Annotated in this window: 19 protein-coding genes; 6 read left to right on the top strand and 13 right to left on the bottom strand. The window is 63.3% G+C overall.

The features are described from left to right. Positions 1–30 precede the first annotated feature (30 nt). The 4 genes from ACIQYU_RS14735 to ACIQYU_RS14720 form a co-directional block, all read right to left on the bottom strand. Positions 31–324, bottom strand: coding sequence for a co-chaperone GroES (locus ACIQYU_RS14735; RefSeq protein WP_003260750.1), 294 nt, complete (start codon positions 322–324; stop codon positions 31–33). A gap of 334 nt (positions 325–658) precedes the next feature. Further along, positions 659–1,120 carry an FxsA family protein gene (locus ACIQYU_RS14730; RefSeq protein ID WP_063913288.1) on the bottom strand — a complete coding sequence of 154 codons (462 nt, stop codon included), beginning with the start codon at positions 1,118–1,120 and terminating at the stop codon, positions 659–661. A 67-nt stretch (positions 1,121–1,187) separates the two neighbouring features. Further along, positions 1,188–1,919 (bottom strand): HugZ family protein, encoded by a 732-nt coding sequence (locus ACIQYU_RS14725; protein WP_063913289.1) that lies wholly within the window; start codon positions 1,917–1,919, stop codon positions 1,188–1,190. A 182-nt stretch (positions 1,920–2,101) separates the two neighbouring features. Continuing rightward, positions 2,102–3,112 (bottom strand): DUF481 domain-containing protein, encoded by a 1,011-nt coding sequence (locus tag ACIQYU_RS14720; protein ID WP_207834555.1) that lies wholly within the window; start codon positions 3,110–3,112, stop codon positions 2,102–2,104. Between the two features lie 166 nt (positions 3,113–3,278). On the opposite strand from ACIQYU_RS14720, the gene ACIQYU_RS14715 reads away from it, so the two are divergent. Together ACIQYU_RS14715 and ACIQYU_RS14710 are read left to right on the top strand one after the other, a co-directional pair. After that, the gene (locus ACIQYU_RS14715) at positions 3,279–3,632 is read left to right on the top strand and encodes an MGMT family protein (protein WP_085592113.1); all 354 of its coding nucleotides are present in this window, start codon (positions 3,279–3,281) and stop codon (positions 3,630–3,632) included. 43 nt (positions 3,633–3,675) lie between these two features. Further along, positions 3,676–5,223: an AmpG family muropeptide MFS transporter gene (locus ACIQYU_RS14710; protein ID WP_013974096.1), complete on the top strand. Its 1,548-nt coding sequence runs from the start codon at positions 3,676–3,678 to the stop codon at positions 5,221–5,223. 133 nt (positions 5,224–5,356) lie between these two features. On the opposite strand, the gene ACIQYU_RS14705 is transcribed toward ACIQYU_RS14710, so the two are convergent. The 3 genes from ACIQYU_RS14705 to ACIQYU_RS14695 form a co-directional block, all read right to left on the bottom strand. Then, on the bottom strand, positions 5,357–6,601 hold the full coding sequence (locus tag ACIQYU_RS14705; RefSeq protein WP_207834553.1) for an MFS transporter: 1,245 nt from the start codon (positions 6,599–6,601) through the stop codon (positions 5,357–5,359). Between the two features lie 116 nt (positions 6,602–6,717). Beyond that, the gene (locus ACIQYU_RS14700) at positions 6,718–7,560 is read right to left on the bottom strand and encodes a mechanosensitive ion channel family protein (protein ID WP_207834551.1); all 843 of its coding nucleotides are present in this window, start codon (positions 7,558–7,560) and stop codon (positions 6,718–6,720) included. Positions 7,561–7,673: 113 nt separating this feature from the next. Continuing rightward, positions 7,674–8,159: a YajQ family cyclic di-GMP-binding protein gene (locus ACIQYU_RS14695; protein WP_013974099.1), complete on the bottom strand. Its 486-nt coding sequence runs from the start codon at positions 8,157–8,159 to the stop codon at positions 7,674–7,676. Positions 8,160–8,259: 100 nt separating this feature from the next. Here ACIQYU_RS14695 and ACIQYU_RS14690 point away from each other — a divergent pair, with 100 nt between their 5' ends. The 3 genes from ACIQYU_RS14690 to ACIQYU_RS14680 are packed head-to-tail and all read left to right on the top strand — an operon-like array spanning position 8,260 to position 11,813. Continuing rightward, a complete protein-coding gene (locus tag ACIQYU_RS14690; protein WP_207834549.1) occupies positions 8,260–9,177 on the top strand; it encodes a putative 2-dehydropantoate 2-reductase in 918 nt (305 codons plus the stop codon). Between the two features lie 37 nt (positions 9,178–9,214). Beyond that, positions 9,215–11,245 carry an ATP-binding protein gene (locus ACIQYU_RS14685; protein ID WP_402800554.1) on the top strand — a complete coding sequence of 677 codons (2,031 nt, stop codon included), beginning with the start codon at positions 9,215–9,217 and terminating at the stop codon, positions 11,243–11,245. Position 11,246: 1 nt separating this feature from the next. Further along, positions 11,247–11,813 (top strand): cob(I)yrinic acid a,c-diamide adenosyltransferase, encoded by a 567-nt coding sequence (locus ACIQYU_RS14680; protein WP_207834537.1) that lies wholly within the window; start codon positions 11,247–11,249, stop codon positions 11,811–11,813. A gap of 139 nt (positions 11,814–11,952) precedes the next feature. Here the strand turns inward: ACIQYU_RS14680 and ACIQYU_RS14675 are convergent, their stop codons facing one another. The 4 genes from ACIQYU_RS14675 to secA all read right to left on the bottom strand — a co-directional run bounded on the left by ACIQYU_RS14675 (position 11,953) and on the right by secA (position 17,784). Next, complete coding sequence (locus ACIQYU_RS14675; protein ID WP_061303700.1) at positions 11,953–12,897, bottom strand: Nudix family hydrolase; 945 nt, start codon at positions 12,895–12,897, stop codon at positions 11,953–11,955. Next, complete coding sequence (locus ACIQYU_RS14670) at positions 12,894–13,526, bottom strand: glutathione S-transferase family protein (protein WP_207834526.1); 633 nt, start codon at positions 13,524–13,526, stop codon at positions 12,894–12,896. The genes ACIQYU_RS14675 and ACIQYU_RS14670 overlap by 4 nt, the downstream gene beginning before the upstream one ends. A 132-nt stretch (positions 13,527–13,658) precedes the next feature. Beyond that, complete coding sequence (gene argJ, locus ACIQYU_RS14665) at positions 13,659–14,876, bottom strand: bifunctional glutamate N-acetyltransferase/amino-acid acetyltransferase ArgJ (RefSeq protein WP_063913299.1); 1,218 nt, start codon at positions 14,874–14,876, stop codon at positions 13,659–13,661. 172 nt (positions 14,877–15,048) lie between these two features. Further along, positions 15,049–17,784, bottom strand: coding sequence for a preprotein translocase subunit SecA (secA, locus tag ACIQYU_RS14660; protein ID WP_063913300.1), 2,736 nt, complete (start codon positions 17,782–17,784; stop codon positions 15,049–15,051). A 321-nt stretch (positions 17,785–18,105) separates the two neighbouring features. Here secA and ACIQYU_RS14655 point away from each other — a divergent pair, with 321 nt between their 5' ends. Then, a complete protein-coding gene (locus ACIQYU_RS14655) occupies positions 18,106–18,561 on the top strand; it encodes a DUF721 domain-containing protein (RefSeq protein WP_063913301.1) in 456 nt (151 codons plus the stop codon). 192 nt (positions 18,562–18,753) lie between these two features. Here the strand turns inward: ACIQYU_RS14655 and lpxC are convergent, their stop codons facing one another. Further along, positions 18,754–19,665: a UDP-3-O-acyl-N-acetylglucosamine deacetylase gene (lpxC, locus tag ACIQYU_RS14650; protein ID WP_207834522.1), complete on the bottom strand. Its 912-nt coding sequence runs from the start codon at positions 19,663–19,665 to the stop codon at positions 18,754–18,756. Positions 19,666–19,777: 112 nt separating this feature from the next. After that, entirely contained in the window at positions 19,778–20,974 is a 1,197-nt protein-coding gene (gene ftsZ / locus ACIQYU_RS14645; RefSeq protein ID WP_003260772.1) for a cell division protein FtsZ, read from the bottom strand. Positions 20,975–21,019 lie beyond the last annotated feature (45 nt).

Genomic DNA, 21,019 nt, shown 5'->3' with positions numbered 1-21,019 from the left:
ATTCTTTGGAGTAACGGGAAGTCGGGGAAATCAGCCTTCGATAACGGCGAGAATTTCGTTCTCGGCCATGACCAGCAGGTCTTCGCCATCGACTTTCACGGTGTTGCTGCCCGAGTAAGGGCCGAAAACCACTTTGTCACCCACTTTCACGGCCAGCGCACGCACTTCGCCGTTGTCCAGGATGCGACCGGTGCCGACGGCGACAACTTCGCCGCGGTTTGGTTTTTCAGCGGCCGAACCTGGCAGGACGATACCGCCAGCGGTTTTCGATTCTTCTTCGCTGCGACGGATGACTACGCGGTCATGCAGAGGACGAAGCTTCATTGTCGATCTCTCCCAAATAGTGGTTTTCATCGGCCGGTGTCGACACCGGCGGGTTGATGCTGTCCGGCGTTGCCGGGGGTGGCCCGCAATGGGCGAACCACCTGAGTTATGCCTGGTGTTGCCACCAGAAACCTTGCGGTGACCACTACATGAGGCCGCCATATTCAATTACAAGGCTTGTTTCAGAAAATTTTTCACTAGCGTCTTTGGCCCCGTAAAAAGCTGGGGCCGCTTCGCGCCCCTTTCGCGACACAAGGCCGCTCCCACAGGAGGTATGCGTCCCCTGCCGGAGCGGCCTTGCGTCGGGAAAGGGGCGCGAAGCGGCCCCCGGTTGTTACTTGTCGCGGCGCTCGTACTCGCCTTCGATCACGTTCGGACGGTGCCCGCCATCACGCGGCTGTGCCTGGAACGGGTCGTCCTGGAAGGCGCGCTGGCGCATGGCCTGGGCCTCGGCACGCTCGCGCATCTTGCGCGCAGCCAGGTGACGGGTGAATGGCAGCAGGCACAGCAGGCCCAGCACGTCGCTGATGAAACCTGGCAGCAACAGCAGGCCACCACCAACAGCCAGCATCATGCCCTGGAACATGTCCTCGGCGGGCAGTTCGCCGCGCTGCAGGCTTTCACGGGCGCGCAATGCGGTGGCCAGCCCGGCCACCCGCATCACCAGCACACCCAGGGCGGAGCCGGCGATGATCAGCAGCAGCGCCGGGAAAAAACCGATGGCGGCACTGACCTTCACGAAGACGAACAGCTCCAGCACGGGAAACAGGAGAAACAACAATAGAAAAGCACGCATCAAAGCATTCCTCGTTGGAAGAGAACCTTCCTGTAAGACCAACAGATGGATGCGTGCGCTCGGCTTTTCAACCCTCGACTTCCGTCGCAACCGGCCACTGGTCGGCGCGGGCCAGTAAAACCAGGGCTTCGCGGACTTGTGTCGGTGTGTTGCAAGTACTGGGGAAAGGTAACCAGTGCACCGCCTGACCAATACGCAGGTGCATGCCTTCGCTGTCCACCCCGACCATTTGCGCCGGCGCATGGCGTGGCAAATCGGTCAACTCCACATAATGGGCGATGGCGTTGGCGTGGTCATTGTTCATGTGCTCGACCATGCTCGCCTCGGCCTTGCCGGCGAACGGGTTGGCCAGGGTCACCTGGTCGAGCCAGTGGATCGCGCCGAAGCCGCCGATGTAGCGGTGGCGCACCGGCTGCAGCACCCAGAAGTCGAAGTCGTGGGCCTTGTGGTAGTTGGCTGCGTCCGGGAAATAGCGGTAGTAACGCTCGGCGGCGGCCTCGATGGCGGCCTCCTCCACCAGCTTGTGTGCCTCGGCCATCACCGTCAGGCGCCCCACGGCCTGTACGTCCTCGGCTTCGCGCTCACCTACCAGCAGCGAGCACTTGGGGTCTTTCTGCAGGTTGTGGGTGTGCTGGGCGATGCGGCTGATCAGGATCAGCGGGTTGCCCTGGGCGTCCAGGCAGTACGGCACGACCGAGCCGAAGGGGTAGCCGGGCATCGACTTGGAATGGGTCGAGAGCACGCCGCGGTATTCCTTGAGCAGCAGCTCCCGGGCGGGACGGATGGCGTTGGTACTCACTTGGGGGCGGCTCCTGGCGGCAGACTGGATGGGGACAAGATAAGCATTATCAGATCCAGTGCCAATGGGGCTGCTTTGCAGCCCATCGCGACACAAGGCCGCTCCCACATGGACCGATGTACATCTTGCCTTTGTGGGAGCGGCCTTGTGTGGCGAAAGGGGCGCAACGCGCCCCCGGCGGTTTACCAGGTAACGCCGAAGCCTGCGGTATAGCGGGTCTTGTCCAGGTCACTGTCCCGCGTACCGGTGATGATGTCCTTCTCCGCCTTGAGGTTGAGCGAGGCCCACTCGGTGACCTTGTAGCGCAGGCCAACCTCGGCATCCAGTGCATAATCGGCCACGCCACCCAGCGGTTTGGCGAACTCGCCGTTGGTGAACAGCTGCACGTTCTTGCCGATCAGGTAGCGGGTGTAGTCCCACTTCACCGCCGCAGAATAGAAGTTGTCCTTGGCGCCATCCTGGTATTCGAAGTCGGTGCGGTTGATCAGCGAACCCAGCGAGAACGCGCCCAGTTCGTCGTCCCAGAACTGGTAACCCGGGCCGGTACCCACGGTGCGCTGGCGGGCCAGGTCTTCGATGCGGTCGCGCTTGTACTCCATGCGCCCCTGCCAGAACCACTTCTCGGTGAGGAAGCGGTCCAGGGCATACTCGGCACTCCAGTTGTCGGTGGTGGTGACGTCGTCCTTGGTCTCGCGGTTGTATTCGCCTTCGGCGTTGTGCCGCCAGCGGCCATGGCGGGCGCTGGTCTTGAAACCGACGTCGTAGTCGTCGGTGTCGTTCTCGGCGCGCTTGTAGTCCAGCGCCACGTCAACGTTGCCCTTCCACACGAAGTCCTCGACCAGCGGCTTGGGCTTCATGATCTGCTCGATGCTGGCCAGCTCCACGGTCTTCGGCGCATCGCCATTGGCCAGGGTCACCTTGCCGGGCTCGGCGGCCTTCAGCGACTTGGCCCGCTCACCGCTGTAGGCGTCCTGCTTGACCAGCATTTCCTGGTCGCTCTGCAGGGTCTGGACCTCTTTCCAGTCCAGGGCGATGGAACCGCCATAGGGGGTTTCCAGCAGCAGCTTGCCGCCGTCGAAGACTTTGATCTTGCCGCTGAGCCGATCACCGTTCTTCATCCACACGGTGTCGGCGAACACCGGGGAGGCGCACAGGGAAACAGCAAGCAGGCACAACAAGGATCTAGAATACATAAGCGGGCTATTGTTTGCAGACTACGGGTTCGATTTGACGAAAAAAGCCGGGCATTATCCAGATAACGACGACCAGAGCAAGGACAGACCGGGAGCATGCCGTTGAGTTCAACTCTCATTTGCCAGACCGCCGGTCCGGTTTCATCTGCAGCCCAGGGAGGGCCTGATGTCTGATGGATATGAACACGCCCTCGACTCCGCCGAGGGCCGACGGACGGCGCTGTATTCGGTACTCGGCCAAGTGCCGGCCGGCAAGGTGGTCAGCTATGGCCAGCTGGCCGAGCTGGCGGGGCTTGGGCGGGCGGCACGCTGGGTCGGGCGCACCCTTGGGCAACTGCCCGCGGACACCCGTCTGCCCTGGCACCGGGTGCTCGGCGCAGGCGGCCGGCTGAGCCTGGCACTGGGTACCCCGTCGGGGGATGAACAACGGGCGCGGCTGCGCGCGGAGGGTGTAAATGTAACCAACAATCGTGTGGATATGACGCGCCATGGCTGGCGCCCGATGGAGCACAGCGGTTAGAGTGCGCGCTTTGTTTTCGCAAACTTGAGGCAGATGTTGGCCCATGCCCCGTAAAACCTGGCGCGCTGCGCTTGCTGCCTATGCCAGCCCGTCAACCTTGGTACTTTTGCTGCTCGGCTTCGCCGCCGGTCTGCCCTACATGCTGGTGTTCTCCACCCTTTCGGTGTGGTTGCGCGAAGCGGGCGTGGCCCGCGAGACCATTGGTTACGCCAGCCTGATCGGCCTGGCCTACGCCTTCAAGTGGGTGTGGTCACCGCTGCTCGACCAATGGCGCCTGCCGCTGCTCGGCAGCCTGGGGCGCCGGCGTTCGTGGCTGCTGCTGTCGCAGGCGCTGGTGGTGATCGGGCTGGTCGGCATGAGCCTGTGCGACCCGCAGCAGCACCTGTCATGGCTGATCGCCCTGGCGGTACTGGTGGCCTTCGCTTCGGCCACCCAGGACATCGCCGTCGATGCCTACCGCCTGGAAATCGCCGACGACCAGCGCCAGGCCGCGCTCGCCGCCAGCTACATGGCCGGCTACCGGGTGGCGGCCCTGCTGGCCACGGCTGGTGCACTGTTCTTCGCCGAGTGGTTCGGCTCCACCGGTTTCAGCTACCTGCACAAGGCCTGGGCCGGCACCTACGTCATGTTCGCGGTGATGATGCTGCCCGCCGTATTCACCACCCTGATCATGCGCGAGCCACCCGTGCCCATGCGTACCCAGCTGTCGGCAGCGCGCTATGGGCTGGTGCACCAACTGGCCTCGGTGTTCGTGCTGATCATCCTGCTGGTGTCAGTACCGGCCAGCTTCACCCAGATGTTCAATACCGGCTGGTCCAGCGTCATCTCCGGTGATGCCACGCCACTGGACCTGCTGCTGGAAGACCGCGCCTTCCTGCGCCTGATCCTCTATGTGCTGCTGACCTGGGCGTGCCTGTCGAGCCTGGGCCGTCGCGGCCTGGCCCCGGTGCTGACCCCGGTCAACGACTTCATCGCCCGCTACCGCTGGCAGGCCTTGCTGTTGCTCGGCCTGATCGCCACCTATCGCATGTCGGACACGGTCATGGGCGTGATGGCCAACGTGTTCTACATCGACATGGGCTTCACCAAGGACCAGATCGCCAGCGTCAGCAAGATCTTCGGCCTGATCATGACTTTGGTCGGCGCCGGGGTTGGCGGCCTGCTGATCGTGCGCTTCGGCATCATGCCCATCCTGTTCATCGGCGGTGCGGCCTCGGCGGGCACCAACATCCTGTTCCTGATGCTGGCCGACATGGGCCCGAACCTGCAAATGCTGGTGGTAACCATCTCGCTGGACAACTTCAGCTCCGGCCTGGCCACTTCGGCTTTCGTCGCTTACCTGTCGAGCCTGACCAACCTGAAGTTCTCGGCCACCCAGTATGCGTTGCTCAGCTCGATCATGCTGCTGTTGCCGAGGCTGATCGGGGGGTATTCAGGGGTCATGGTGGAGAAGTTCGGTTACCATGACTTCTTCCTGATCACTGCCCTGCTGGGCGTGCCGACGTTGATCCTGATTGCCCTGCAGTGGCGCCAGGAAGCCGGGCCGGGCAAGCCGGTGGCTGAGGAAGGTTCGGCGGCCGAGCGGCCCTGACAGATTTGTATTGCCTGTACCGGCCTCTTCGCGGGCTTGCCCGCTCCCACAGGTAAAGCACTGCCCTTGAGAGCTGTGCAGTCCCTGTGGGAGCGGGCAAGCCCGCGAAGAGGCCGGTACAGGTAATCAAAGATTATTGAGTGACAGCCCCTTCCCCAGGCCGCCCACCCACCACGAACCACAGCGGCCACAGCGCCAAGGCCCCCGCCACACCCGCCGCCAGGGCAAAGTGCAGCAAGCTGGCCCCGGCACCAATCATCGCCAGCACCGCCCCACCCAGCCCCAGCAAGGCAATGGTGATCATCCCCAGCATGGCCGAGACCAGGCCTTTGCTCTGCTCGCTGGCGAACAGCGTCATGCGATACAGCACCGCGTTGGCCACGCCCAACCCCAGCGCGTACAGCGACATGCCCGCCACCACGCTGGTCACGCTTGGCCAGTACCAGGTCGCCAGCAGCATCAGGCACAGGCCGGCCAGGTAAGGCCACAACGCACCACGCACCAGCGCCGGCAGCGGATAGCGGTCGGCGATGCGGTTGATGATCAGGTTGCCAAGGATCAGTCCGCCAAACACCGGCAACTGCCACAAGGCGTACGCCATGGTGCTCAACCCCTCGTCGTGGATCAGCAGCACCGGTGACAGGCCAATCCAGCCAATCAGCGGCAAACCGACCAGGCCCAGGGCTGCGCTGCCAGCGACAAAGCGACGGTTGGCCAGCAACTGGCCGTAACCGGCCAGCAGCGGCAGCAGGTGGATCGGCGTGAACGCCAGGCGCGAGCCGTCACGGCGCTCCACGCCCAGGGTTTCCGGCATCAGCCGGTACAGCAGCAGCCAGGCCACGACCGCGCCGATGGCAAAGGCCACGAACAGCCAGCGCCAGTCCAGCCACTGCAGCAGCAAGGTGCCCACCAGCGGCCCGAGCAGTGGCGAGAGCAAGGCGATATTGGCCAGCAGGGCCATCATGCGCACGGCGTCCGCCTCACTGAAGGCTTCGTTCAGGGCCGGGTAGCTGACCGTGACCACAAAGCCCAGGCCGATACCCTGCAGCAGGCGCAGCACGTTGAACAGGCCGATGTCGTGGACCCAGAAGGAGGCCAGGCAGGCCGCGCCGAAGAACGCGCAACCGGTCAGCAGCAACGGGCGCCGGCCATAGCGGTCGGCCAGCGGGCCGATCAGCCATTGCAGCACCACGCCGCCCAGCAGGTACAGGTTGAGGGCGTGGGGAATGTATTCGGGGCTGGCGTTCAGGTCGCCGACCACCACCGGCATGGCCGGCATGACGGCGTCGCTGGCCAGGTAGGTGAGCAGCTCGAACAGGGCCAGGGTCAGGCCGAACAGCAAGGCGCGCAGGGGGGTGATGTACAGCAGTGGTTTCATGATGGCGTATCGGGTGTGGCAGGTGGGGTCAGGCTATATGCCAGAAATCCCGGGGTATTGCTGTGAACAAGTGTAAAAAAGCCGGGGCCGCTTTGTGCCCCGGCTTCAGCGCGGTATTACTGCGCTGCAGTCTCCTGCACCACGCGAATCACCCGCTGCGGGAACGGAATGTCGATCCCTTCGGCCTTCAACCGGTCACGCGCATGCTCGTTGAGCATGAACATCACATCCCAGTAATCGGCGGTCTTGGTCCACAAGCGCAACGACACGGTGATCGAGCTGTCGCCCAGGGTCGCGACCACCGCCTGCGGCGCCGGGTCGGACAGCACACGCGGGTCCTGCGCCAGCTCCAGCAACACGTTGCGGGCCTTCTGCAGGTCGGCCTCATAGTCCACGCCCACGTCGAATACCACCTTGCGCGTCGGCTGGCGGTTGGTGTTGGTGATGATGCCGTTGGACAGGCTACCGTTGGGCATGATCACGGTCTTGTTGTCACCGGTACGCACCACGGTGTGGAAGATCTGGATGCTGTCGACGGTACCGGCCACGCCTTGCGCCTCGATCCAGTCACCGATGCGGAACGGGCGGAATAGCAGGATCAGCACACCACCGGCGAAGTTTGCCAGGCTGCCCTGCAACGCCAGACCGATGGCCAGCGTGGCACCACCAATCGCGGCCACGAACGAAGTGGTCTCAATGCCGATCATCGAGGCAACGCTGATCGCCAGCATGACCTTGAGGATGATGTTAGCCAGGGTGCGGATGAAGCCCTGCAGTGCCGGGTCTTGTACGCGCAAACCCACCAGCCTGGCGAGTCGATCACTGACCACGTTGGTAAGCCACCAGCCGATCGCCAAGGTCAGCAGTGCCAGCAGCAGGCGGCTGCCGTATTCCATGATCAAGGGGACCCAGGTCTGCGATTGGCGGACCAGCTGATCGACTTCAGCGCTCAAATCCATATTCATCTCCTGATGCCGAGCGGCATGTACACGTATAGCAGGCCGCCGTCGGTTCGGCGGCCATGGCCCCCATGGACATCATTACGCCATCGGGGTTCCGGACAACCCTGCGATCAGTCGCGGAAGTTGTTGAACTGCAGCGGCATGTCGAATTCCTTGGTACGCAGCAGGGCAATGGCTTCCTGCAGGTCGTCACGCTTTTTACCGGTAACGCGCACCTGCTCGCCCTGGATCGCGGCCTGCACTTTCAGCTTGGCATCCTTGATGGTGGCGACGATCTTCTTCGCCAGGTCCTTGTCGATGCCTTCGCGGAACTTGGCTTCCTGCTTCTTTTCCTTGCCCGAGGCGTACGGGTCCTTGGTTTCCAGGCACTTCACGTCGATCTTGCGCTTGACCAGCGCCAGGCGCAGGATTTCCAGCATCGCTTCGAGCTGGAACTCTTCCTCGGCGGTGAGCATCACGGTCTGCTCTTTGTCCTTGAACTCGAAGGTACCCTTGCCCTTGAGGTCGTAGCGGCGGTCCAGATCCTTGATGGCGTTGTCGACCGCGTTCTGCACTTCGTGCTTGTCCAGTTCCGATACCACGTCGAACGAAGGCATGGTTGTTCTCCCAAAATAAAAGCGCGCTCAGGCTGAAGATGGAGCGCGCTGGGTTTGACGGTTAAAATGCGGGCTCATTATAACGGGTTGCGAAACGCATATGAGCAGCACCTGGCATATTCTCGGCGCCGGCAGCCTGGGCAGCCTATGGGCTTGCCGCCTGGCGCGCGCGGGCAAGGCAGTGCGCCTGATCCTGCGTGACGGGCAACGGCTGCAGGCCTACCAGCAGGCCGGCGGCCTGACCCTGGTCGAACAGGACCAGCCCCGCCACTTCGCCATCCCCGCCGAAACCGCGCAGGCACCCGGCCCGATCCATCGCCTGCTGGTGGCCTGCAAGGCCTACGACGCCGCCCCGGCTATCGCCGGTGTGGCACCGCGTCTGGCCGAGGGCGCCGAAGTGCTACTGCTGCAGAACGGCCTGGGCAGCCAGGACGAAGTCGCCGACCTGGTGCCGCGCACGCGCTGCATCTTCGCCTCCAGTACCGAAGGGGCGTTTCGCGAGGGTGACTGGCAGGTACGCTTTGCCGGCCACGGCTTCAACTGGCTGGGTGACCCACGCAACCCGACGATCCCGGCCTGGTTCGACGACCTGCACCAGGCGGGTATCCCCGCCGAGTGGACGCTGGACATCCTCACCCGCCTGTGGCGCAAGCTGGCGCTCAACTGTGCCATCAACCCGCTGACCGTACTGCACGACTGCCAGAACGGCGGGCTGCTGGGGCACCTGGGTGAAGTGGATGCCCTGTGCGGCGAGCTGGCCCAACTGCTGCGCCGCTGTGGCCAGCCAGAAGCGGCAGACGGGCTGGACGAAGAAGTACAGCGGGTGATCCTCGCCACCGCGGCCAACTACTCTTCCATGTACCAGGATGTACGCGCAGGCCGACGCACCGAGGTGCACTACCTGCTTGGCCACGCCTGTCGCGCCGCCGGCCGCCATGGCCTGCAGCTGCCAGAGCTGGAACGCCTGCTGCAGCGCCTGGTCGATAACCTGCGCGTGCGTGGTTTGCCCTGCGACTGACGCGGCCCTTTAAACGGATACGGATATTGCCTAGCCCATGACCTTGCGCCAACGCCTGGAAAACCTCCCGGTCGGGCAGAAACTGCTGGCGGCCCTGCTGGTGTTGCTGGTGACCATCTTGCTGGTGGCCAACCTCACTTTCATCAGCGCCGCCTACTGGATTACCCAGGAAAGCATGGCACCGCAGGCACTGCACACCATCGGCCGGCTGGTGGCCAACCCGCAGCTGGCGGCACGCGCCGGCGATGCGCCGGACACCGCCAGCGCCCTGCTCAAGGAACTGGACAGCTATACGCCGCTGCGCGCCGCCGCTGTCTATGGAGGCGATGGCCGCATACTGGCGCAGTTGCAGCACGGCGAGCCGCTGGCCCTGCCCAGGCGTTTTCGCGACATTGACGGCTGGCGCCTGATGGAGTTTCGCAGCACCCAGCTGATCCGCATGCCACGTGACGCCAACCCGCCAGCGCACCTGCTGCTGGTGGCCAGCAGCGAATTGCCCACAGCCTTCTACACCGGCACTCTCAGCGCCAGCCTGGGCATCCTGGTGTTCAGCATCCTGCTGTGGATCGTCATTGCCCGGCAAATCAAACGCCTGATCACCCAGCCGATCAACCAGCTCGAAGAGCTCAGCCGCCAGGTCACCCGCGAAGAGAGCTATGCCCTGCGTGCGCAGCGCGGCAACGACGACGAAATCGGCAGCCTGGCCGAAGCGTTCAACACCATGCTCTCGCGCATCGAGGCCCGCGAACAGCAACTCAAGCGCACCCGCGACGAGTTCCAGGAGGCCTATGACCAGGCCCAGGGCCTGGCCGAGGAAACCCGCCACACCAACCGCAAACTGGAGCTGGAAGTCCAGGTGCGCAGCAAGATCGAGAAAAAACTCACCGGTTTCCAGAACTACCTCAACAGCATCATCGACTCGATGCCCTCGGCGCTGATCGCCCTCGACGAACAGCTCTACGTGACCCAGTGGAACCACGAAGCCACGGTGCTTTCCGGCACGCCACTGGACGAAGCGCTGAACCAGCCGATCTTCATCGCCTTCGAACCGCTCAAGCCGTTCCTGCCGCAGTTGAAGGAAACCGTGGAGAAACACCGCGTTGCGAAGATCGAGCGGGTCACCTGGCCTAAAGGCGACGACCTGCGCCACTACGCCCTGACCTTCTACCCGCTGACCGGTGGCGGCGGCCGTGGCGTGGTCATCCGCATCGACGACATCACCCAGCGCCTGTCGCTGGAAGAAATGATGGTGCAGTCGGAGAAGATGCTTTCGGTCGGTGGCCTGGCCGCCGGCATGGCCCACGAGATCAACAACCCGCTAGGCGCGATCCTGCACAACGTGCAGAACATCCGCCGGCGCCTGTCACCAGAGCTGCCGCGCAACCAGGAGCAGGCCGAGGAACTGGGCATCGACCTGCCCACGGTCAACCGCTACCTGGAGAGCCGCGAAGTGCCGCAATTGCTCGACGGCATCCAGCAGGCCGGTGCCCGGGCGGCAAAGATCGTCACCCACATGCTCAGTTTCAGCCGACGCAGCAATCGCCAGCTGGCGCCATGCGACCTGCCGGCGCTGATCGACCAGGCGGTGGAGATTGCCAGCAACGACTTCGACCTGGCCATCGGCTTCGACTTCAAGGGCCAGGCCATCGTGCGCCAGTTCGACCCCGAACTGGGGCCGGTGCCATGCACCGCCAACGAACTGGAGCAGGTGCTGCTCAACCTGCTGAAAAACGCCGCCCAGGCCATCCACCAGCGGCCGCAGCCGAGCGAGCCCGGGCGCATCATCCTGCGTACCCGCTTGAACCCGCCATGGGCGGAAATCCAGGTCGAGGACAACGGCGTCGGCATGCCCGAGGGGGTGCGCAAGCGCACTTTCGAGCCGTTCTTCACCACCAAGGAAATCGGCCAGGGCACCGGCCTGGGCCTGTCGGTCTCTTACTTCATCATCACCAACAACCACAAGGGGCAGATGGAAGTGCAGTCCACGCCCGGCCAGGGCACCTGCTTCACCCTGCGCCTGCCCCTCGGCCAGCCGGCAACGGCGTTGCCGGCCAAAACGGAGAAGTGACATGGGCTACCGCCTGTCGAAGATCTACACCCGCACCGGCGACAAAGGCGAAACAGGCCTGGGCGACGGACGCCGGGTGCCCAAGGACCACCCACGGATCGAGGCCATTGGCGAGGTGGACAGCCTGAACAGCCAGTTGGGTTTGCTACTGGCGGGGCTGGCCGAACAAGGGCTGGATGAAGTGAGCGCGGTGTTGGCGCCGTGTCAGCACCGCTTGTTCGACCTGGGTGGTGAGTTGGCGATGCCCAGTTACCAGGCGCTGAACCAGGCGGAGGTGGAACGGCTGGAGGCGGCGATCGATGTGTGGAACGAAGAGCTGGGGCCGTTGAAGAACTTCATTCTGCCCAGTGGTTCGGCGCTGGTGGCACAGGCACATGTGTGCCGCAGCCTGGCGCGCAGTGCGGAGCGGCGGTGTCAACAGTTGAATGCGCTGGAGCCGTTGGCGGGGGTTGGGCTGGCGTATATCAACCGGCTTTCGGACCTGCTGTTTGTGGCGGCGCGGATCATTGGGCGGCGGCAGGGGGTGGCAGAGGTTTTGTGGCAGCCTGCACCAAAGCCGGAGGTTTGAGATTGCCGGGGCTGCTGTGCAGCCCTTCGCGGGCTTGCCCGCTCCCACAGGTACGGCACAGGTTTCAGGGCTTGTGAGTTCCCTGTGGGAGCGGGCAAGCCCGCGAATGGGCCGCAAAGCGGCCCGAATTACAGGCGACTCAGATCTCAGGCCAGAACGCCCGGATCCCGGCAACACCCTGCGCCCCCGCTTCCCAAGCCTGCTCGCGCTCGCCCGGCCCAACCCCACCCAGCAGGTAGACCGGCTTGTTGAAGCCGGCGATCAACCGCTGCGCCTCATCCCACCCCAACGGCACCGCCTCGGGGTGAGTCCGGGTCGCCTGGACAGGCGACAGGGTGACAAAGTCCACGCCCATCTGCTCCGCCAGCGCCAACTCTTCAGCACTGTGACAGGACGCCGCCAGCCAGCGCTCCTTGGGGAACGGCCGGCCGTTGGCGGCATACTTGCGCAGTTGTGCAGCCGTCAGGTGCCAACCCGCGGCAGGAAAATCACCCAGCCACTCCAGCGGCCCCTTGAGCATCAGCTGCGCCTTGCCCGCGCACAGGCCGACCGCATCCACCGCCACATCGCGGTACTTGGGGTCGTACATGTCCGGGGCACGCAACTGGATCAGGCGAATGCCGCTGGCCACCGCCTTCTGGATGCCCTTGAGCATCTGCGGCACTTCCAGGCCATCAGGGGTGATCAGGTACTGGTCCGGCAGGCGCGCGGCCGCAACGATCGGTTTATTGGCCTCGGGGAATTCGTACTGGGGCAAATCGCGCGGGGCAACCCACTCCAGCGGTTGGCCCTCGGCACCATGCGGCTCGCCAGTGAACGCCTCGACTTCACGCACGTCCAGCAGCACCTGCTTGTCCGGGTAGTCGTGGCTGACCTTGATCAGCGCGCGCGAACGGCTCACCTCGATGCCCAGCTCTTCGCGCAGCTCGCGGGCCAGTGCCGCCTCGACACCCTCGCCCTCTTCCACCTTGCCGCCCGGGAATTCCCACAGGCCGCCCTGGTGCTGGGTATCGGCACGGCGTGCGATCAGAATGCGGCCGTCAGTACCGCGAATGACGGCGGCTACAACATGAATCCGTTTCACCCTTCACGCTCCGCCAGGCCAGCCTGCTGCCAGGCCTGGAAGGCCGGCCACTGGTAAATGGTTTCGATATAGGCAGCCGCCTGCGCAGGCACTTCCACGCGGTAGGTGCGCAGGCGCACGGCCACCGGGGCGAAGAAGGCATCGGCCAGGCTCGGCTTGCCGAACAGGAACGGGCCGCTGTCCTTGGCCGCCAGGCGGCATTCCGACCACAGTGCAACGATACGGTCGATATCGATTTGAACCTCCAGCGGCACGCTGTCCAGCGCCTGGTCGCGCGACAGGTCGAACGGCATCGCGCCGCGCAGGGCGAAGAAGCCACTGTGCATCTGCGCGCAGGCCGAACGGGCCTGGGCCCGGGCCGCCACGTCGGCAGGCCACAGCTGGGCGTCGGGGTGGCGTTCGTTGAGGTATTCGGCAATGGCCAGCGAGTCGGCGATCACACCGTGCCCGGTCTTGAGCAGCGGTACCTTGCCGGTGGCAGAGAAGGCGAGGATGCGCTGACGGGTGTCAGGCTGGTTGAGTTTGATCAGGGTTTCTTCGTAGGGCACGCCAGCCAGCTCGAGAGCCAGGGCGCCACGCAGCGACCAGGAGGAATACAGCTTGTCGCCGATGATCAGGTGATAGCTCATGGTTCGGCTCCATCGTTTGGGAATTTTGGGGCTGCTCTGCAGCCCCTCTCGCGACACAAGGCCGCTCCCACATGAAGCGGTGTACGCAGGAGCCTTGTGTCGCGAAAGGGCCGCAAAGCGGCCCCAATTACATCAGGTACGGTACTCGGCGTTGATCTTCACGTACTCGTGGGACAGGTCGGTGGTCCAGATGGTTTCGCTGCACTGGCCACGGCCCAGCTCGATACGGATGGTGATCTCTTCCTGGGCCATTACCTTGGCACCCTGGTCTTCGGTGTAGCTCGGGCTGCGGCCGCCTTTGCTGGCAATGCACACGCTGTCCAGGTACACATCGATCAGGCTCACATCCAGCTCTGGTACGCCGGCACGGCCAACGGCAGCGAGGATGCGGCCCCAGTTCGGGTCGGAAGCGAACAGCGCGGTCTTGATCAGTGGCGAGTGGGCCACGGCATAGCCGACGTCCAGGCACTCCTGGTGGTTGCCACCGCCGTTGACCTGCACGGTCACGAACTTGGTAGCGCCTTCGCCGTCACGGACGATGGCCTGGGCCACTTCCATGCACACTTCAAACACCGCCTTCTTCAGCGCTTCGAACAGTGCGCCGCTGGCTTCGGTGACTTCCGGCAGGTTGGCCTTGCCGGTGGCGATCAGCATGCAGCAGTCGTTGGTCGAGGTGTCGCCATCGATGGTGATACGGTTGAACGACTTGTTGGCGCCGTCCAGCATCAGGTCCTTGAGCACCTTTGGTGCCACCTTGGCGTCGGTGGCGATGTAGCCGAGCATGGTGGCCATGTTCGGACGGATCATGCCTGCCCCCTTGCTGATGCCGGTGACGGTAACGGTCACGCCATCGTGCTGGAACTGGCGGCTGGCACCCTTGGGCAGGGTGTCGGTGGTCATGATGCCGGTGGCAGCTTCGGCCCAGTGGTTTTCCGACAGGTTGTCGAGGGCGGCCTGCAGCGCGCCTTCGATCTTCTCGACCGGCAGCGGCTCGCCGATTACACCGGTGGAGAACGGCAGTACCGACTCGGCCGGTACACCGGCCAGTTCGGCCAGCTTGGCGCACGTACGTTCGGCGGCGGCCAGGCCTGGCGCGCCGGTGCCGGCGTTGGCGTTACCGGTGTTGGTCAGCAGGTAGCGCACGGTGCCCTGTACACGCTGCTTGGACAGGATCACCGGCGCCGCGCAGAAGGCGTTGAGGGTGAACACGCCAGCCACGCTGGAGCCTTCGGCACAGCGCATGACCACCACATCCTTGCGCCCCGGGCGCTTGATGCCGGCAGAAGCGATGCCGAGTTCAAAACCCGGAACCGGGTGCAGGGTGGGCAAAGGACCAAGACCAACAGCCATTAGAGCGCTCCTAGAAAATACGGTTGATATCGAAAAGCGGGGCCGCTTCACGCCCCATCGCGACACAAGGCCGCTCCCACATAGGACGGCGCAGCGTTGCGGCTGTGCGCTATCCCTGTGGGAGCGGCCTTGTGTCGCGACAGGGCCGCAACGCGGCCCCATTCAGGTCAGATCACTCGATCTGCCCGTGGCAATGCTTGAACTTCTTGCCCGAGCCACACCAGCACGGCTCGTTGCGGCCCAGCTTTTGTTCGTTGCGCACCGGTGCCGAGGCGACGGCCACTTCGGCGCCCTCCTCGCTCAGTTGCTCGCTTTCCAGGCCCGGAGCGGCGGCATGCTGGAACTGCATGCGGCTGGCCAGTTCCTCGGCCTCGCGGCGCAGGCGGGCTTCCTCTTCGACCGGGTCTTCGCGGCGTACCTGAACGTGCGACAGCACACGGATGGTGTCGCGCTTGATCGACTCGAGCAGCTCCTGGAACAGGCTGAAGGATTCGCGCTTGTACTCCTGCTTCGGGTTTTTCTGCGCATATCCACGCAGGTGAATACCGTGACGCAGGTGGTCCATGGTCGACAGGTGGTCTTTCCACAGGTCGTCCAGCACGCGCAGCAGGATCTGCTTCTCGAAGGTACGCAGGGCTTCGATACCGGCCTGGTCTTCCTTCTCGGTGTACGCGCTGGTGATTTCGTTCAGCAGCTTCTCGCGCAGGGTCTCTTCGTAGAGGTGATCGTCCTCGTCGAGCCACTGCTGGATCGGCAGCTTCATGGCGAAATCGCTGGCCAGCGAAGCTTCCAGGCCGGCCACGTCCCACTGCTCGGGCAGCGACTGCGGCGGAATGTGCTGGCTGATGGTAGCGTCCAGTACTTCCTTGCGGAATTCGACGATGGTGTCGCCGATGTTCTCGGCGGCCAGCAGGCTGTTGCGCATGTGGTAGATCACCTTGCGCTGCTCGTTGGCCACGTCGTCGTATTCCAGCAACTGCTTGCGGATGTCGAAGTTGCGGCCTTCGACCTTGCGCTGGGCCTTCTCGATGGCGTTGGTGACCATGCGATGCTCGATGGCCTCGCCCGACTGCATGCCCAGCGCCTTCATGAAGTTCTTCACCCGGTCAGAGGCGAAGATACGCATCAGGCTGTCTTCCAGCGACAGGTAGAAGCGGCTGGAACCCGGGTCGCCCTGACGGCCGGAACGGCCACGCAGCTGGTTGTCGATACGGCGCGATTCGTGGCGCTCGGAAGCGATCACGTGCAGGCCACCCGACTCGATCACTTGCTGGTGGCGCTTCTGCCAGTCGGCCTTGATCTGGGCGATCTGCTCGGCGGTGGGGTTTTCCAGGGCGGCCACTTCGGCTTCCCAGTTACCGCCCAGCAGGATGTCGGTACCACGACCGGCCATGTTGGTGGCGATGGTCAGGGCACCTGGCGCACCGGCTTGCGCGATGATCTCGGCTTCCTTCTCGTGGTACTTGGCGTTGAGCACCTTGTGGTCGATACCTTCCTTCTTCAGGAGGTTGGACATGTGCTCGGAGGTTTCGATGGTCGCAGTACCCACCAGCACCGGGCGGCCCTGGGTCATGCTTTCCTTGATGTCGGCGATGATCGCGGCGTATTTCTCGTCGGCGGTCAGGTACACCAGGTCGTTGAAGTCCTTGCGCGCCAGCGGCTTGTTCGGCGGAATGACCATCACGTTGAGGGCGTAGATCTGGGCGAACTCGAACGCTTCGGTATCGGCGGTACCGGTCATGCCGGACAGCTTGGTGTACAGGCGGAAGTAGTTCTGGAAGGTGGTCGAAGCCAGGGTCTGGCTCTCGGCCTGGATGTTCAGGTTTTCTTTCGCTTCGATGGCCTGGTGCAGGCCTTCGGACAGGCGACGGCCGGGCATGGTACGGCCGGTGTGTTCGTCGATCAGCAGGACCTGGCCGTCCTGGACAATGTACTCGACGTTGCGGTGGAACAGCTTGTGCGCGCGCAGGCCGGCGTAGACGTGGGTCAGCAGGCTCAGGTTGTGCGCCGAGTACAGGCTCTCGCCCTCGGCCAGCAGGCCCGACTGGGTGAGCATTTCCTCGATGTACTGGTGACCGGCTTCGTTCAGCTCGACCTGGCGGCTCTTCTCGTCGATGGTGAAGTGGCCTTCCTGGGTGACCTGGCCTTCCACTTCCTCGATGTGCTGCTTCAGGCGCGGGATCAGGCGGTTGATCTCGATGTACAGCTTGGAGCTGTCCTCGGCCTGGCCGGAGATGATCAGCGGGGTACGCGCTTCGTCGATGAGGATGGAGTCGACTTCGTCGATCACGGCGAAGTTCAGTTCACGCTGGAACTTCTCCTCTTGGCTGAACGCCATGTTGTCGCGCAGGTAGTCGAAACCGAATTCGTTGTTGGTGCCGTAGGTGATGTCGGACGCGTAGGCAGCGCGCTTTTCTTCCGGCGGCTGGAAGGCCGAGACGATGCCGACCGACAGGCCGAGGAACTCGTACAGCGGGCGCATCCAGTTGGCGTCGCGGCGGGCCAGGTAGTCGTTGACGGTGACCACGTGCACGCCCTTGCCGGACAGTGCGTTGAGGTACACGGCCAGGGTACCGACCAAGGTCTTGCCTTCACCGGTACGCATTTCTGCGATCATGCCCTCGTGCAGGGTCATGCCACCGATCAGCTGCACGTCGAAGTGGCGCATGCCCATCACGCGCTTGCCGGCCTCACGGGCCACGGCGAAGGCTTCAGGCAGCAACTGGTCCAGTGTCTCGCCTTTGGCCAGGCGCTCCTTGAACTCTGCGGTCTTGCCCCGCAGTTGCTCGTCGGAGAGGGCCACCATCTTCTCTTCGAGAGCATTGACGATGTTCACCGTCTTGAGCATGCGTTTGACTTCACGCTCGTTCTTGCTTCCAAAAAGTTTCTTTAACAAAGGCGCAAACATATCGGCAGGATCTTCCACACGTAGGGATGGAGGGCGGCCCCATGAGTCGCCCGTGCAGCCCTGAGGCCGCATGCGAACGAGCATTCTACCCGGAAACGATGGTGAAGAAAGTGGTGGATTGCCACGATGCTTGTACAGCGTTTTGGCGGGGGCTTGTTTTAGATAGGGGCATTTTCCCTGAGTTCAAGGTTCGGGAAGATGAAACGTATCGAGAATGAGTCTTGTCTCTTGTTAACTGTGGGAGCGGGTTCACCCGCGAAGAGGCCGGGACAGGCTATAGAGGTGTTAGACTGCGGACCATGTAACCTCATGCGTACTCCCATGGCCTACAAACCCTCCCCCGCCCAGCCGCCCTCCGCCCTGCTCCGCCAGGTGCGCCCGCTGCGCCTGCTGCTGAACCAGGCCGAACGCCTGGAACACCTGCAGCGCCTGCTGGAAAGCCAGCTGCAACCGGCCGCCCGCGAGCACTGCCATGTGGCGTCGTGGCGCGATGGCACATTGTTGCTGGTGGTAACCGACGGCCACTGGGCCACTCGTCTGCGCTATCAGCAAAAACGCTTGCTGGCGGCATTACAGGCGATGGAAGCATTCGGCAACCTCAGGCGTATCCTGTACAAGGTGCAGCCGCCGCTGGTGCCGGCCAAGCGTGGTGGCCATGCCGCAGAGCTGTCGAACAACGCGGCCGAGAGCCTGCGCGATACCGCCGAGGGCATCAACGACCCCAAGCTGCGCGCGGCACTGGAAAGGCTGGCAGCTCATGCCCAGGACAAGCGCTGACACCTTCGGGACTACTGCGCAGTCCATTCGCGGGCACGCCCGCTCTCATAGAACTGCACATAACTCATTGAATTAGCGGGGACTCTGTGGGAGCGGGCGTGCCCGCGAATGGCCGGACCTGCCGGGCAAAATGCGTCAGCCATAAAAAAGGCCACCCGAAGGTGGCCTTAATGAACTAGAGAGTGTTCGAACTTACACGGCCGCAACAGGGCGCATGTACGAGATCGGTGCCGTGCTGGCATCTTCGAAAGTGACCACTTCCCAGGCGTCTTTTTCGGCAATCAGCTTGCGTAGCAGCTGGTTGTTCAGCGCGTGTCCGGACTTGTAGCCCTTGAACTCGCCGATCAGGCTGTTGCCCAGCAGATAAAGGTCGCCAATGGCGTCGAGGATCTTGTGCTTGACGAATTCGTCATCGGAACGAAGGCCGTCTTCGTTGAGCACACCGGTCTCGTCGACCACGATGGCGTTCTCGACACTGCCACCCAACGCAAGGTTGTGCTTGCGCAGGTACTCGATGTCACGCATGAAGCCGAAGGTACGCGCGCGGCTGACTTCCTTCACGAACGAGGTGCTGGAGAAGTCGACGACCGCACTCTGGGTCTGGCCCTTGAGGACCGGGTGATCGAAGTCGATCTCGAAGCTCACCTTGAAGCCGTCGAAAGGCAGGAACGTGGCGCGCTTGTCGCCCTCTTCCACGGTTACCTCACGCAGGATGCGGATGAACTTCTTGGCTGCGTCCTGTTCTTCCAGGCCGGCAGACTGAATCAGGAATACAAAGGGTCCGGCGCTGCCATCCATGATCGGCACTTCCGAGGCGGAGAGCTCGACGTAGGCGTTATCGATGCCCAGGCCCGCCATGGCGGAGAGCAGGTGCTCGACCGTATCGACCTTGACGTCACCGTTGACCAGCGTCGTCGACATGGTTGTCTCGCCGACGTTGGCCGCGCGCGCCGGGATTTCGACCACAGGGTCGAGGTCGGCGCGGCGGAAGACGATGCCGGTGTCAACAGGTGCAGGCTTGAGGGTCAGGTAAACCTTCTCCCCGGAGTGCAGACCGACACCTGTGGCACGGATGGTATTCTTCAGGGTGCGTTGTTTAATCATGGCATTGGCCGCTTCAGCGCAAATTGCGAACAGGTATCAACAAAGGCTGGGGATGATAACAGACCCAACCTTTGATGAATACCAATCACCTTTATACCCCTGATAAATTCCATTAATCAGCCTGACGACGCAGGAATGCCGGGATATCAAGGTAGTCCAGGTCATCCTGAGGGTTCAGTTTAGCGGCTGCAGCAGCCCCTGCATGGGCCTGGTTGCGCATTACGGTCGGGCGCTCCAGGTCACGGTAGTTGACCGCAGGCTGCTCCTGGCGAACCGGCGCCGGGTTGGATGCCTCGTACACCTGCTGGGCAGTCTGCAGGGTGTTGTCGACCACCTTCACAGGCTTCTCGATGCGCGCGCCAAGGCCAGTGGCCACTACGGTCACGTGCAGCTCGTCACGCATGTCCGGGTCGATCACGGTACCGACCTTGACCATGGCGTGGTCGGAGGCGAAGGCTTCGATGATGCTACCCACGTCGGAGTACTCGCCCAGCGACAGGTCCGGGCCTGCGGTGATGTTCACCAGGATACCGCGGGCGCCCTGCAGGTTGACGTCTTCCAGCAGCGGGTTGCGAATTGCTGCCTCGGTGGCTTCACGCGCACGGTTCGGGCCGCTGGCACAGCCAGTACCCATCATGGCCATGCCCATTTCACCCATCACGGTACGCACGTCGGCGAAGTCGACGTTGATCATGCCCGGGCGCTTGATGATATCGGAGATACCACGCACGGCACCGGCCAGTACGTCGTCAGCCTTGGCGAAGGCGGACAGCAGGCTGGCATCCTTGCCCAGGATGGTCAGCAGCTTCTCGTTGGGGATGGTAATCAACGAGTCGACGCTTTCAGCCAGCATGCGGATGCCTTCATCGGCAATCTGCATGCGCTTGCGGCCTTCGAACGGGAACGGACGGGTCACCACGGCAACGGTGAGAATGCCCATTTCCTTGGCCACTTCGGCGATGATCGGCGCTGCACCGGTACCGGTACCGCCGCCCATGCCAGTGGTGATGAACACCATGTTGGTGCCCTGCAGCACTTCAGCGATGCGCTCACGGTCTTCCAGCGCGGCCTGGCGGCCGACTTCCGGGTTGGCACCGGCACCCAGGCCTTTGGTCACGCCAGTGCCCAATTGCAGGATGGTGCGCGCGCCGATGTTTTTCAGCGCCTGGGCATCGGTGTTGGCGCAGATGAATTCCACGCCTTCGATGCTGCTCTTGACCATGTGATTGACGGCGTTGCCACCACCACCACCAACGCCGATCACCTTGATGACCGGGCTTTGCGGGACGTTGTCTACGAGCTCGAACATTTTCCCTCTCCTTACAGTTCTCTAGTTGTCGCGCCTACCACTACT

The organism is Pseudomonas sp. NPDC096925 (assembly GCF_044762545.1).
Classification (GTDB): Bacteria; Pseudomonadota; Gammaproteobacteria; order Pseudomonadales; family Pseudomonadaceae; genus Aquipseudomonas.
Note: the sequence above shows the minus strand (reverse complement) of the source record. Positions and strands in the feature narration are given on the sequence as shown.